The sequence below is a fragment of the Burkholderia theae genome (assembly GCF_048565265.1).
Taxonomy (GTDB): domain Bacteria; phylum Pseudomonadota; class Gammaproteobacteria; order Burkholderiales; family Burkholderiaceae; genus Burkholderia; species Burkholderia theae.
The window spans coordinates 1896935-1910385 of the sequence record NZ_CP183462.1 but is presented as its reverse complement, the minus strand read 5'-3'; the positions used below and the strand labels follow the sequence as shown (position 1 = coordinate 1910385).

Here is a 13451-nt window from a genome sequence, read left to right as displayed (position 1 = left end):
TCTCCGGTTTCGGTTGTCGTGTGGGGATCAGCGGGCGTCGCGTCGCATCCGTTCGATGCGGGCCCAGTCGAAGGTGATGCCGAGGCCGGGCGTCGCCGGCAGGTGCAGCTTGAAATCCTGGTAACGCAGCGGCTCGACGAGGATTTCCTCGGTGAGCAGCAACGGGCCGAACAGCTCGGTGCCCCATTTCAGCGAGTCGAACGTGCTGAACAGTTGCGCGGATGCCATCGTGCCGGCCGCGCCTTCGAGCATCGTGCCGCCGTACAGTTCGATGCCGGCTGCCGACGCGATCGACGCGACGCTCGCCGCGCCCTGCAGGCCGCCCGATTGCGCGATCTTCACCGCGAACACGTCGGCCGCGCGTTCCTGCGCGAGCGCGAATGCATCGACCGGGCCATGCAGCGCCTCGTCGGCCATGATCGGCACCTGCGCGAGTTGCGTGAGACGTTTCAGTCCCGCGCGGTTGGTCGCGGCGATCGGCTGCTCGACGAGGCTCACGCCGGCTTCCGCGAACCGCGCGCCGGCCCAGATCGCATCGGTTTCGCTCCATGCCTGGTTCACGTCGACGCGCACGTCGCCGCGCTCGCCGAGCGCGCGCTTGATCGCGATCACGTGCGCGACGTCGTCGGCAACCGCGTTCGAGCCGATCTTCAGCTTGAATGCGCGATGGCGGCGTGCGTCGAGCATCGCTTCGGCTTCCGCGATGTCGCGCTGCGTGTCGCCGCTCGCGAGCGTCCATGCGACATCGACCGCATCGGTCCGGCGGCCGCCAAACAGTTCGGACAGCGGCACGCCGAGACGACGCGCCTGCGCGTCGAACAGCGCGGTTTCGATCGCGCACTTCGCGAAGCGGTTGCCCTGGAACAGCTTGCGCGCACGCGCCATCGCGGCGCCCGGGCGCGTCGCGTCCATGCCCTGCAGCAGCGGCGCGAAGTAGGTGTCGATGTTGACCTTGATGCTCTCGGGGCTCTCCTCGCCGTACGCGAGACCGCCGATGGTCGTCGCCTCGCCGACGCCTTCGATACCGTCCGTGCATCGAATTCGGACCAGTACGAGGGTCTGGCAATTCATCGTCGCGACCGACAATTTGTGGGGCCTGATCGTCGGCACGTCGACGAGCAACGTCTCGATGCGTTCGATGGTGGCGGCAGTTGCTATCATGCGATTCCTCCTGTTGGTGCACATGGTAGGAATTCCCGCCCCGCGTCGTCCAACACTCTTTCCGACTACTTCCATACCTTTGAGGCATGAAATGGAATTGCGTCAGCTCCGCTACTTCATCGCCGTCGCCGAGGAAATGAACATCACGCGGGCGGCCGAGCGGCTGCACATGACGCAGCCGCCGCTGAGCCGCCAGCTCCAGGCGATCGAGGACGAGATCGGGCTGCCGCTGTTCGAACGCGGCGCGCGGCCGCTGAAGCTGACGGACGCAGGGCGCGTGTTTTATGCGCAGGCGAAGCGCCTCGTCGACCAGGCCGATGAACTCGGCCCGCTGACGCGGCGGCTCGCGCAGTCGTCGGAACGGATCGTGATCGGCTTCGTGCCGTCGACGCTGTACGGCGCGCTTCCGGACGTGATCCGCGCGTTTCGCGAGGCGCAGCCGGACGTCGAGCTGTCGCTGATCGAAATGTTCACGCTCGAACAGCTCGGCGCCCTGAAGGGCGGGCGGATCGACGTCGGGTTCGGCCGCCTGCGTTTCGATGACGACCAGGTCGTACGCGAGGCGCTGATCGAGGAAAAGCTGATCGCGGCGCTGCCGGTCGGGCATCCGCTCGCCGATCCGGCCCGGCCGCTGACGCTCGCGGATATCGCGAACGAGACGCTGATCGTCTATCCGAGCACGCCGCGGCCGAGCTTCGCCGATCAGCAGCTCTCCGCGCTGCGCGACGGCGCGCTGGTGCCGGCCGCCGTTCATGAGGTGCGCGAATTGCAGACGGCGCTCGGGCTCGTGGCCGCGCAGGTCGGCGTGTCGCTGGTGCCGGAGAGTGTGGAGGGCGTGCGTGTGAAGGGGGTCGTCTACCGGCGCTTGCCGGAACCGGCTGCGACGTCGCCGATCATCATGAGCCGCCGGCTGCACGGCGAAAGCGCGGCGACGGCCGCGTTCTGTGCGATTGCGCGGGAAATGATCGTGCCGGGGGCGTAACGGCGGTCGTTGGTGCCATGAATCGCAACTAACGGTCTGTTTCCGCGTCCCCGGACGAATTCGGAGAGGGCGGCGCGATCTGATGCTGTTCCTTCCCGTCTCAGGGCCAGCCGTCAGGCTTCCGGGTGCGCCAGCCTGACGACGTTAACGCTTCCCGTCGAGCGTCTCCGACGGCGATTCGCCAAACTTTTCCCGGTACGCGATCGCGAACCGGCCGAGGTGCGTAAACCCGCAATCGAGCGCGACATCGGCGATCCGCCGGTCGGACGCCGTGCCGCGCAGCAGCTCGCGCGCATGGTCGAGCCGCGTCGCGCGCAGGTATTGCATCGGGCTCATCCCGCGGAACTGCAGGAACGCGTCGCGCAGCGTCCGTTCGGGCACGTTGGCGGCCTGGACGATATCGGCGAGCTGCAGCGGCTGCGCGTAGTGCGCGTTCACGAACTCCTGCGCGCGCCGCACGAAGCCCGGCGCCGGGTCGCGGTGCGACGCGCGCAGCACGGACGGCGGATGGCCTTCGATCAGCAGGTCGATCAGCAGATGCTCGAGCTGCGACGCAACGCGCGGATTCGCGTTCGCGCGTTCGAGCAGTTCGGGGGAGCGGGCGACGAGCATCAGCTGCTGACGCCACGCGGAGAGCGCGGCGTCGCTGATATGCAGCACGGGGTCGAGCGTCGCGCGCGGGTCGCCGGTCAGCGAGCCGACGGTTGCCGCATCGATGCGCAGCACGAACTGCTCGCAATCGGCCGACAGTACCGCGTCGAAGCGTTCGCCGGGCGCGCACAGCACGCCGGTCTGGCCGTCAACGCCGAGCTGCCGCCCCATCGCGTGCACCTCGGCCTGGCCGGACAGGCAGAACATCAGCAGGTAATAACCGTCGACCGCGTCGACCTGCACGCGCATCGCGTCGCCGAACGCGATCGTGCCGATCCCGAGCCCGCCGAGCTTGACGAAATCCATGTGCGACGCACCGTGCACGCGCCCGTTCGGCAGCAGCGCATGCGGCTGCATCACGCGCGAGATCCGCTCGCGCGTCTCGTCGAGATCGCGGGATTCGAACAGCCGGTGCGCGCGCAGCGCGAGCGGCTCGAACGACGTTGGGGACATGGGCATCAGCCTAATTGGGGACGCCGCGTTTCGATCCGACGAATGGGTCGCGACCGGACGCGGCATCGTGTGTGCCGCCATGCTAGCTCAGAAATCCGCCGAAAGTGGATATTGCACCGCCGCAATCGCACTTTCCGGATAGACGGCGAATATTAGCTTTTCAAAAATGGGCTCCATGCATTCAACGAAACAGATCGACAAGGAGTCCGACATGGAGCAGACAGAATCGCCCGTCGTATTCGCCGCCCGCGGCGATGCATCCGACGTGACCTTTCCGCACGACGACGGCTCGCGCGTGCCATACAAGGTGTTCAGCTCGCAAGCGGTCTACGAGCGCGAGCAGGAACGCATCTTCCGCGGGCCGACGTGGAACTTCGTCGCGCTGGAAGCGGAAATCCCGAACGCCGGCGACTTCAAGAGCACGTTCGTCGGCGACACGCCGGTGGTCGTCACGCGCACCGAGGACGGCACGCTGTCCGCGTGGGTGAACCGTTGCGCGCACCGCGGCGCGCAGGTGTGCCGCAAGTCGCGCGGCAACGCGAGCTCGCACACGTGCGTCTATCACCAGTGGAGCTTCGACAACCAGGGCAACCTGCTCGGCGTGCCGTTCCGGCGCGGCCAGAAGGGCATGTCGGGGATGCCTGCCGATTTCGACCCGAAGCAGCACGGGCTGCGCAAGCTGCGCGTCGACAGTTATCACGGGCTGGTGTTCGCGACCTTCAGCGATGAAGTGATGCCGCTGCCCGACTATCTCGGCGAGCAGATGCGCCCGTGGATCGACCGGATCTTCCACAAGCCGATCGAGTATCTCGGCTGCACGCGCCAGTATTCGAAGTCGAACTGGAAGCTGTACATGGAGAACGTGAAGGATCCGTATCACGCGAGCATGCTGCACCTGTTCCATACGACCTTCAACATCTTCCGCGTCGGGATGAAGGCGCGTTCGATTCCGGACGCGAACCACGGGCTGCACAGCATCATCACGGTGACGAAGACGAACGACGACACGTCGGCCGCGTACAAGCAGCAGAACATCCGCTCGTTCGACGAAGGTTTCCACCTCGAGGACGAATCGATCCTCGATCTCGTGTCGGAATACGACGAGGACTGCACGAACCATATCCAGCCGATCTTCCCGCAGCTCGTGATCCAGCAGATCCACAACACGCTGGTCGCGCGCCAGATTCTGCCGAAGGGCCCGGACAACTTCGAGCTGATCTTCCACTTCTTCGGCTACGCGGACGACACGCCCGAGCTGCGCGCGCTGCGCATCAAGCAGGCGAACCTCGTCGGGCCGGCCGGCTACATCTCGATGGAAGACACGGAGGCGACCGAGCTCGTGCAGCGCGGCACGGTGCGCGACGGCGACGCGACGTCGGTGATCGAGATGTCGCGCGGCAATCCGGACCAGCAGGACACGGTGATCACCGAAAGCCTGATCCGCAAGTTCTGGGTCGGCTACCAGAAGCTGATGGGCTATTGAAGCGGGAGCGCGAAATGACGGAAGACATGAAGACGTGGTTCGAGATTTACATGCTGCAGAACCGCTACATCAGCCATCTCGACAACGACCGGATCGAGCAGTGGCCGGAGATGTTCACCGAGGACTGCCTGTACGAAATCGTGCCGAAGGAAAACGCCGACCTCGGGCTGCCGGTCGGGATCGTCCACTGCACGAACCAGCGGATGCTGCGCGACCGCGTGGTGTCGTTGCGGCACGCGAACATCTATGAAGAGCATACGTACCGGCACATGACGTCGGGCCTGACGATCGTCGCCGAACGCGACGGCGAGATCGACACCGAGAGCAACTACGTCGTCGTGCAGACGCGCAGCAACGGTGAATCGAACGTGTACCAGGCCGGCAAGTACTACGACACGGTCGTGCGCACGCCGGACGGGCTGCGCTACAAGACCAAGCGGGTGATCTACGACACGTCGCGCGTGCAGACGCTGCTCGCCACCCCGATCTGACGAAGCAAGGAACCGACATGACCGAAGCAACGCTGGCCGAGTGGCATCCGCTCGGCACTTTCGACGAATTCTCCGAAGACGAACCGGCGGCGCGCGTCGCCGGCCAGAAGCCGATCGCCGTGTTCCGGATCGGCGACGAACTGTTCGCGATGCACGACCTCTGCACGCACGGCCATGCGCGGCTGTCCGAAGGTTATGTGGAGGATGGTTGCGTCGAATGCCCGCTGCACCAGGGGCTGATCGACATCCGCACCGGCGCGCCGAAATGCGCGCCGATCACGGAGCCGGTGCGGACCTATCCGATCCGGATCGTCGACGGGCAGGTGGAAGTCAATGTCGGCTGACCCGTTCGTGATCGTCGGCGCGGGCCACGCGGCGCGGCGCACGGCCGAAGCGCTGCGCGAACGCGACGCCGCGGCGCGCATCGTGATGATCGGCGCGGAGCGCGAGCTGCCGTACGATCGGCCTGCGCTGTCGAAGGATGCGCTGCTGACCGATGGCGGCGAGCAGCGCGCGTTCATCCGCGACGCGGCGTGGTACGACGCGCAGCGTATCGAGCTGCGGCTCGGCACGCGGGTCGACGCGATCGAGCGCGCCGCGCAGCGCGTGCGGCTCGACGACGGCACGACGCTGCCGTACGCGCGGCTCGTGCTCGCGACGGGCTCGCGGGTGCGCATGTTCGGCGGGGCGATCGACGAAGGTGTCGCGCCGCATTATGTCCGCACGGTCGACGATGCGCGTGCGTTGCGCGCGCAACTTGTTCCGGGCCGCCGCGTCGCGGTGCTCGGCGGCGGCTTCATCGGCCTCGAGGTCGCGGCCGCGGCGCGCCAGCTCGGTTGCGACGTGACGGTGATCGACCCGGCGCCCCGCTTGCTGCAGCGTGCGTTGCCGGAAGTCGTCGGCGCGTATGCGCATCGGTTGCATGATGCGCGCGGCGTGATCTTCCAGATGGCGACGCTGCCGCGCGCGATTCGCCGTGCGCCGGCCGGCGGCGCGATCGTCGAGACCGATCGCGGCGACGTGCAGGCCGACCTCGTCGTGGTCGGCATCGGCGTGGTGCCCAACGTCGAGCTTGCCCACGCGGCCGGACTCGACGTCGACAACGGGATACGCGTCGATGCGGGCTGTCGCACGGCCGATTCCGCGATCTTCGCGACGGGCGAGGTGACGATGCATTTCAATCCGTTGCTCGGGCGTCATGTGCGGATCGAATCGTGGCAGGTTGCCGAAAACCAGCCGGCCGTCGCGGCCGCGAACCTGCTCGGCGCCGACGAAACCTATGCGGAGCTGCCGTGGCTGTGGTCCGATCAGTACGACTGCAACCTGCAGATGCTCGGGCTGTTCGGCAGCGAACGCACGATCGTCGTGCGCGGCGATCCGGCGAGCGGGCCGTTCACGGTGTTCGGGCTGGGTGATGATGGCAAGATCGTCGCGGTAGCCGCGGCCAACCAGGGCCGTGACATCGGCGCATCGCGCCGGTTGATCGCGGCGGGGGCGGTGCCCGATCCCGTGAAACTTGCCGATCCGGCGGTGAACCTGAAGACGTTCATGTAACGGCGGGGCGAGCGGCGCACCTGCGGCGCGCGCGTTTGTCGGTTGACGCGAAATCGGGGATATTAGCGGCATCGCCGATTCGCCGGTCCTCCATGACGCCAGACAAAGCCCTCGAACTGAAACGAAGCAAGCGCCGCGCGCTGTGGCTGCTGCTGGCCGTGGTCGCGGTGTTCGTCGCGACGATCCTGCTGCCGCGCGGCCCGTGGGTCGACGGCTTCAAGGCCGTGGCCGAGGCCGCGATGGTCGGCGCGCTTGCCGACTGGTTCGCGGTCGTCGCGCTGTTCCGCCGCGTGCCGATTCCGTTCGTGTCGCGCCACACCGAGATCATCCCGAAGAACAAGGACAAGATCGCCGACAACCTCGCGGTGTTCGTGCGCGAGAAGTTCCTCGGCCCCGATGCGCTCGCCGCGCAGATCCGCCAGCACGATCCCGCGCAGAAACTCGGCGCGTGGCTCGGCGAGCCGGCGAACACCGACGCGCTCGGCGGCTACGTGACGAAGCTGATGAGCTTCGCGCTCGACATGACCGACGATGCGCGGATCCAGTCGTTCGTCCACGACGCGTTCCGCGCGGTGATCGACCGGGTCGACCTGTCGCAATCGGCCGGCGCGATCCTCGACACGCTGACGAAGGACGGCCGCCACCAGCAGTTGCTCGACGACGCGATCGAACAGGTGGTCGACGTGCTCGACAAGGAAGAGAACCGCGAGGTGATCGCGGGTTTCATCGTCGAATGGCTGAAGACGCAGTACCCGAAGGTCGAGAAGATCATGCCGACGCAGTGGTTCGGCGAGAACGGGGCGCGCATGCTCGCGAGTGCGGTAAGCCGCGTGCTGGAAGGCGTGGCGGCCGACCCCGAGCACGAATTGCGGCAACGCTTCGACCGGACGGTCGTGCGGCTGACCGAGCGGCTGAAGCACGATCCCGCGTTCATCGAAAAGGGCGAGGAGATCAAGCGCTACATCCGCGACGGCGACGCGTTCAACACGTATGCGCGCGACTTGTGGGACCAGTTGCGCGCGTGGCTGAAGGCCGATCTCGCGCGCCCCGATTCGGCGTTGCACCGCCAGGCCGCGACGCTCGGCGGCTGGCTCGGCGCGCGGCTCGCGGAGAGCCCGGCGCTGCGCGCGTCGCTGAACGAGCATGTCGAGAAGGCCGTGCACGAGATGGCGCCGGATTTCGCCGATTTCCTGATGCGCCACATCCGCGACACGGTGCGCAACTGGGATGCGCGCGAGATGTCGCGGCAGATCGAGCTGAACATCGGCAAGGATCTGCAGTACATCCGCATCAACGGCACGCTGGTCGGCGGGCTGATCGGGCTCGGGTTGTATCTGGTGTCGCTGGTGCCGCGCTGGGCGGCCGGCTGGCTGCATTGATGCGGCCGCGCCGGCGAACGGCGGCCGCGGTGCCTACGCGTGCGTGCGCTCGCGCGGTTCGACCTTGCGGTCGATTTCGCTGCGCGTCGGCAGTGTCTTGAGATCGTAAGCGGTCTGCAGGTTCAGCCAGAATTCCGGCGACGTCTCGAAGTAGCGCGCGAGCCGGTAAGCTGTATCGGCGGTGATTCCGCGCCGTTCCTTGACGATTTCGTGCAAGCGTGTCGCCGGCACGTTTAACGCGAGCGCCAGTGCGTTGACGCTCATTTCCAGCGGAACGAGGAAATCTTCCCGCAGGACTTCGCCCGGATGAATCGGGCGCATTCCATTCTTGAGCATGCAAAGCTCCAGTCAGTGATAGTCGACGATCTCGACCTGGGTCGGGCCATCGTCGCTCCATACGAAGCAGATCCGCCATTGTTCGTTGATGCGAATGCTGTGCTGACCTTCCCGATCGCCTTGCAACGCTTCGAGCCGGTTGCCGGGCGGCGCCCGCAAGTCGCGCAGTTCTTTCGCGGCGGCGACCATTTGCAGTTTCCGGGTAGCAACGGTTTCGATCGTACGGAAGCGCCTGGGTAATTCTCCGGCAAACAGCAACCGGGTATCTTTGCATCGGAACGATCTGATCATTACGGGCATGGTATTACGTTTAACGTAATACGTCAATAAGGATGGAATGGTTTCGACGATGCGTACGTCGAAGCGCCTCCGCGTGAAATAACCAACAGGAATCCTGACTGATAGGGAATTGGTGAGATCACCGCGTGATGACAGGTGTCGCCAATGCATGCCGGCCGGTTGCTGTCATCCCGACGAGTATAGGGGCGCACATTACCTTTACGGGGCCGGTATGCCGTTCGGACGATCTATTGCATCAACGGCACGCTGGTCGGCGGGCTGATCGGGCTCGGGTTGTATCTGGTGTCGCTGGTGCCGCGCTGGGCGGCCGGCTGGCTGCATTGATGCGGCCGCGGATAGCGCGCGGACGGCGCGATGCCGCGCGCCCGCGCATCACGCGTGCGCTTTCGAGCCGTGCAGTTGCAGGCCGAGCGCCTTGATGACTTTCAGGATCGTGCCGAAGCTCGGGTTGCCGTCGTGCGACAGCGCCTTGTACAGCCCTTCGCGCGACAGGCCCGCATCGCGCGCGACCTGCGACATGCCGCGTGCGCGCGCGATCACGCCGAGCGCGTGCGCGATGAAGGCCGGATCGTCGCCGGCCTCTTGCAGGCACGCTTCGAAGTAGTCGGCCATGTCGTCTTCGGTCTTCAGATGGTCGGCCGAATCCCACGGCCGGGTCCTGATTTTGTCCATCGATCACTCCATGTCGAGATGCGCCAGCATCGCGTGCGCGGCGCGTATGTCGGCCTGTTGCGTCGATTTATCGCCGCCGCAGAGCAGGATGACCCAGATCGTGCCGCGCCGGACGTAGTAGACGCGATAGCCGGGGCCATGGTCGATACGCATTTCGACGACAGGCGAGCCGGCCGATTTCCAGTCGCCCGGATTGCCCATCGACAGGCGGTCGATGCGCGCCTGGATGCGGCGCTTCGCGACGCGATCCTGCAGGCCGGCGAACCATGCGTCGAACACGTCGGTGGTCCGGATACTGTACGTAGGCGCAATGTAGGGCATTAATTTCAGCGTGTCAACCATGGTTCACAGATGTGGTGCGTTGAATTCCATGGCGCCACAGTAGGGCCGCCCGCTTCGTTTGCGTGCGGAATGGCCGTTCGGCCGAAGTCGAAATCTTCCGAATCCGTCTACAATCAAAAACATCTTTGCTGCCCGTGCGCGCTTGCCGCGTGCGGGCGGGTCCGTTCGTCCTCCTGTCTCGGGAGGCACCGCCGCGCGTTGCAGGTGCGCGGCGGGCAGTGCCGTGGTTTGTGTCCAGTAGGTAAAGCGTCCGCGTGCCGTAGGCCGGCGCGCGTCATGTACGCCGCGCGTCCGTATGCCGGGCAGGCGGCATCAACCGAGAGTCCCCCATGAAAGCATCGGATCTGTTCGTGAAGGCGCTGGAAGCCGAAGGCGTCGAGTACGTGTTCGGTATTCCCGGCGAAGAAAACCTCGATCTGCTCGAATCGCTGCGGCGATCGAAGATCAAGCTCGTGCTGACCCGGCACGAGCAGGCGGCCGGGTTCATGGCCGCCACCTACGGCCGCCTGACGGGCCGCACCGGCGTGTGTCTCGCGACACTCGGGCCCGGCGCCACGAACTTCGTGACGGCCGCCGCGTATGCACAGCTCGGCGGCATGCCGATGCTGATGATCACCGGGCAGAAGCCGATCAAGTCCAGCAAGCAGGGCCACTTCCAGATCGTCGACGTGGTCGACATGATGCAGCCGCTCACGAAGTTCACGCGGCAGATCGTGTCGATCGGCAACATCCCGTCGGCCGTGCGCGAAGCGTTCCGCCGCGCGGAGGAAGAGCGCCCGGGCGCCGCGCACCTCGAACTGCCGGAAGACATCGCGCACGAGGAGGGCGACGGCAAGCCGATCCCGCGCAGCTACAGCCGGCGGCCGGTGGCCGAGGAGAAGGCGATCGCGCATGCGGTCGACGCGATCCAGGCCGCGCGCCATCCGCTGCTGATGATCGGCGCGGGCGGCAACCGCAAGACCACCCGCAAGATCCTGGTCGAATTCGTCGACAAGACCGGCATCCCGTTCTTCACGACGCAGATGGGCAAGGGGGTGATCGACGAGTCGCACCCGCTGTGGCTCGGCAACGCGACGCTGTCCGATGGCGACTTCGTGCACCGCGCGATCGAGCATGCGGACTGCATCATCAACGTCGGCCACGACGTGATCGAGAAACCGCCGTTCTTCATGCGCGCGGACGACAAGACCGTGATCCACGTGAACTTTCTCGGCGCGCAGGTCGATCCCGTCTATTTCCCGCAGATCGAGGTGGTCGGCGACATCGCGAACGCGGTATGGCAGATGACGGAGGCGATCGTCCCGCAGCCGCACTGGGATTTCGCGCGCTTCGCGATGATCAAGGAGCATTTCGACGCGCATCTGGAGAAGGGCCAGCACGATCCGCGCTTCCCGATGTATCCGGTGCGGATCGTGAATGACCTGTACAACGCGCTGCCGGTCGACGGGATCGTCTGTCTCGACAACGGGATGTACAAGATCTGGTTCGCACGCTACTGGCGCGCGCACGAGCCGAACTCGCTGCTGCTCGACAACGCGCTCGCGTCGATGGGTGCGGGCCTGCCGTCGGCGATCGCGACGAAGATCGTGCATCCGCAGCGCAAGGTGATCGCCGTGTGCGGCGACGGCGGCTTCATGATGAATTCGCAGGAGCTCGAAACGGCCGTGCGGCTGAAGCTCGACCTCGTCGTGATGATCCTGCGCGACGACGCGTTCGGGATGATCCGCTGGAAGCAGGAGAACATGAACTTCCCCGATTTCGCGATGACGCTGCAGAACCCCGATTTCGTGTCGTATGCGCAAAGCTACGGCGCGCACGGGCATCGCGTCGAATCGGCCGACGATCTCGAGCCGCTGCTGCGCGAGTGCTTCTCGTCGCCGGGTGTGCACGTGATCGATGTGCCGATCGATTACTCGGACAACGAGCGCGTGCTGAACCGCGAGATCAAGCGCCTGTCGGCGCAACTCTGAATTCCCCGTTCACAGGAAGGAGTCGTTCCATGTTGAAGGAAACCTATCCGTACTACCTCGCCAACGAAGCCGTCTACGCGAACACCGATCTGGACGTGACGGACAAGTTCAGCGGCAAGGTGGCGACGCGCGTCGCGCTGGCCGACGCGAAGGCGATCGACGCGGCAATCGGCGCGGCGGTCGACGCCGCGAAGCCGATGCGCGAGCTGCCGGCCTACAAGCGGCAGGCCGTGCTCGACCATTGTGTCGCGCGTTTTCGCGAGCGCTTCGACGAGCTGGCCGAGGCGCTGTGCATCGAGGCCGGCAAGCCGATCAACGATTCGAAGGGCGAGGTGACGCGGCTGATCGACACGTTCCGCGTCGCGTCCGAGGAATCGGTGCGCATCGACGGCGAGATCATCAACCTCGAGATTTCCGCGCGCGCGCAGGGCTATTCGGGCTACACGAAGCGTGTGCCGATCGGCCCGTGCTCGTTCATCTCGCCGTTCAACTTCCCGCTGAACCTCGCCGCGCACAAGGTCGCGCCCGCGCTTGCGGCCGGCTGCCCGTTCGTGCTGAAGCCTGCGAGCCGCACGCCGATCGGCGCGCTGATCATCGGCGAGGTGCTCGCGGAAACCGACCTGCCGAAGGGCGCGTTCTCGGTGCTGCCCGCGCATCGCGACGGCGCCGATCTGTTCACGACCGACGAGCGTTTCAAGCTGCTGTCGTTCACGGGCTCGCCGGCCGTGGGCTGGGCGCTGAAGGAGAAGGCCGGCAAGAAGAAAGTCGTGCTGGAACTCGGCGGCAACGCGGCCGCGATCGTCGATGCGGACCAGCGCGACCGGCTCGACTACGTGGTCGATCGTCTCGCGTTCGGCGCGTACTACCAGTCGGGGCAGAGCTGCATCGGCGTGCAGCGGATCCTCGTGCATGCCGATCTGTACGACGCGCTGCGCGAGAAGCTGATCGCGAAGACGCGTTCGCTGAAGATGGGCGATCCGAAGGATCCGTCGACGTTCGTCGGCCCGATGATCTCCGAATCCGAATCGCGCCGGCTGTCGGGCTGGATGGATGCGGCCGTCGCGGCGGGCGCGAAGATCGTCGCGGGCGGCAAGGTCGACGGCGCGATGTTCGAGGCGACGCTGCTGGAAAACGTCGGGCATGAGCAGGACCTGTACCGCAAGGAGGCATTCGGCCCCGTCGCGATCCTCGAGAAATTCGACCGGTTCGACGACGCGCTCGCACGCGTGAACGACAGCGATTTCGGGCTGCAGGCGGGTGTGTTCACCGATTCGCTCACGCACGCGCAGCGCGCGTGGGACGAGCTGGAGGTCGGTGGCGTCGTGATCAACGATGTGCCGTCGTTCCGCGTCGACAACATGCCGTATGGCGGCGTGAAGGATTCGGGCCTCGGCCGCGAAGGGATCCGTTACGCAATCGAAGACATGACCGAGCTGCGGCTGATGGTCGTGCGGCGCCGCTGACGCGCCAGCGGGCAGCGCGGTGCCGTGACGGCACGCGGGCGGGCGATCGTGCCGGCCCGCGTGCCGTTTTTCATGGTGGCGGGCGCACCGGGCCGGCGTCGGGCCGGCATCGCGCCCGCACCGTGCGACGGGGCCCAACGCGCTCGACTGCGGGCATTGCATCGTGATGTAATCGCGCCAAACTGCCGACCGGGGTACGACACCGGAAAGCGCG

Annotated in this window: 14 protein-coding genes; 8 read left to right on the top strand and 6 right to left on the bottom strand. The window is 66.0% G+C overall.

Annotated features, from left to right (window positions below; translation table 11 throughout):
- Window positions 1–27: 27 nt before the first annotated feature.
- Window positions 28–1161, bottom strand: coding sequence for a muconate/chloromuconate family cycloisomerase (locus tag ACN22W_RS26065; RefSeq protein WP_419687602.1), 1134 nt, complete (start codon window positions 1159–1161; stop codon window positions 28–30).
- A 91-nt stretch (window positions 1162–1252) separates the two neighbouring features.
- Here ACN22W_RS26065 and ACN22W_RS26060 point away from each other — a divergent pair, with 91 nt between their 5' ends.
- Entirely contained in the window at window positions 1253–2143 is an 891-nt protein-coding gene (locus tag ACN22W_RS26060) for a LysR family transcriptional regulator (RefSeq protein ID WP_048250143.1), read from the top strand.
- A gap of 144 nt (window positions 2144–2287) precedes the next feature.
- Here the strand turns inward: ACN22W_RS26060 and andR are convergent, their stop codons facing one another.
- A complete protein-coding gene (andR, locus tag ACN22W_RS26055; RefSeq protein WP_129516792.1) occupies window positions 2288–3247 on the bottom strand; it encodes an anthranilate 1,2-dioxygenase regulatory protein AndR in 960 nt (319 codons plus the stop codon).
- A 211-nt stretch (window positions 3248–3458) separates the two neighbouring features.
- Between andR and andAc the strand changes: the two genes are divergently transcribed.
- From andAc to ACN22W_RS26030, 5 genes are all read left to right on the top strand, one after another.
- Window positions 3459–4730: an anthranilate 1,2-dioxygenase large subunit AndAc gene (andAc, locus tag ACN22W_RS26050; RefSeq protein WP_193101063.1), complete on the top strand. Its 1272-nt coding sequence runs from the start codon at window positions 3459–3461 to the stop codon at window positions 4728–4730.
- A gap of 14 nt (window positions 4731–4744) precedes the next feature.
- Window positions 4745–5221 (top strand): anthranilate 1,2-dioxygenase small subunit AndAd, encoded by a 477-nt coding sequence (andAd, locus tag ACN22W_RS26045; RefSeq protein ID WP_048250146.1) that lies wholly within the window; start codon window positions 4745–4747, stop codon window positions 5219–5221.
- Window positions 5222–5238: 17 nt separating this feature from the next.
- A complete protein-coding gene (gene andAb, locus ACN22W_RS26040) occupies window positions 5239–5565 on the top strand; it encodes an anthranilate 1,2-dioxygenase ferredoxin subunit AndAb (RefSeq protein ID WP_129516794.1) in 327 nt (108 codons plus the stop codon).
- A complete protein-coding gene (gene andAa / locus ACN22W_RS26035; RefSeq protein WP_419687601.1) occupies window positions 5555–6775 on the top strand; it encodes an anthranilate 1,2-dioxygenase system ferredoxin--NAD(+) reductase in 1221 nt (406 codons plus the stop codon). Before andAb ends, andAa begins: the two co-directional genes overlap by 11 nt.
- A gap of 92 nt (window positions 6776–6867) precedes the next feature.
- Window positions 6868–8154, top strand: a complete 1287-nt coding sequence (locus tag ACN22W_RS26030) for a DUF445 domain-containing protein (protein ID WP_419687600.1) — start codon at window positions 6868–6870, stop codon at window positions 8152–8154.
- Window positions 8155–8187: 33 nt separating this feature from the next.
- On the opposite strand, the gene ACN22W_RS26025 is transcribed toward ACN22W_RS26030, so the two are convergent.
- From ACN22W_RS26025 to ACN22W_RS26010, 4 genes are all read right to left on the bottom strand, one after another.
- A complete protein-coding gene (locus ACN22W_RS26025; RefSeq protein WP_419687599.1) occupies window positions 8188–8490 on the bottom strand; it encodes a HigA family addiction module antitoxin in 303 nt (100 codons plus the stop codon).
- A 12-nt stretch (window positions 8491–8502) separates the two neighbouring features.
- Window positions 8503–8790 (bottom strand): type II toxin-antitoxin system RelE/ParE family toxin, encoded by a 288-nt coding sequence (locus ACN22W_RS26020; protein ID WP_319022345.1) that lies wholly within the window; start codon window positions 8788–8790, stop codon window positions 8503–8505.
- 372 nt (window positions 8791–9162) lie between these two features.
- Window positions 9163–9462 carry an addiction module antidote protein gene (locus ACN22W_RS26015; protein WP_048250151.1) on the bottom strand — a complete coding sequence of 100 codons (300 nt, stop codon included), beginning with the start codon at window positions 9460–9462 and terminating at the stop codon, window positions 9163–9165.
- A gap of 3 nt (window positions 9463–9465) precedes the next feature.
- The gene (locus tag ACN22W_RS26010) at window positions 9466–9783 is read right to left on the bottom strand and encodes a type II toxin-antitoxin system RelE/ParE family toxin (RefSeq protein ID WP_346654751.1); all 318 of its coding nucleotides are present in this window, start codon (window positions 9781–9783) and stop codon (window positions 9466–9468) included.
- A 350-nt stretch (window positions 9784–10133) separates the two neighbouring features.
- On the opposite strand from ACN22W_RS26010, the gene ACN22W_RS26005 reads away from it, so the two are divergent.
- Window positions 10134–11774, top strand: a complete 1641-nt coding sequence (locus ACN22W_RS26005) for an acetolactate synthase large subunit (protein WP_129516798.1) — start codon at window positions 10134–10136, stop codon at window positions 11772–11774.
- Between the two features lie 29 nt (window positions 11775–11803).
- Window positions 11804–13237, top strand: coding sequence for an aldehyde dehydrogenase family protein (locus ACN22W_RS26000; RefSeq protein WP_419687596.1), 1434 nt, complete (start codon window positions 11804–11806; stop codon window positions 13235–13237).
- The last annotated feature ends 214 nt before the right edge of the window (window positions 13238–13451 follow it).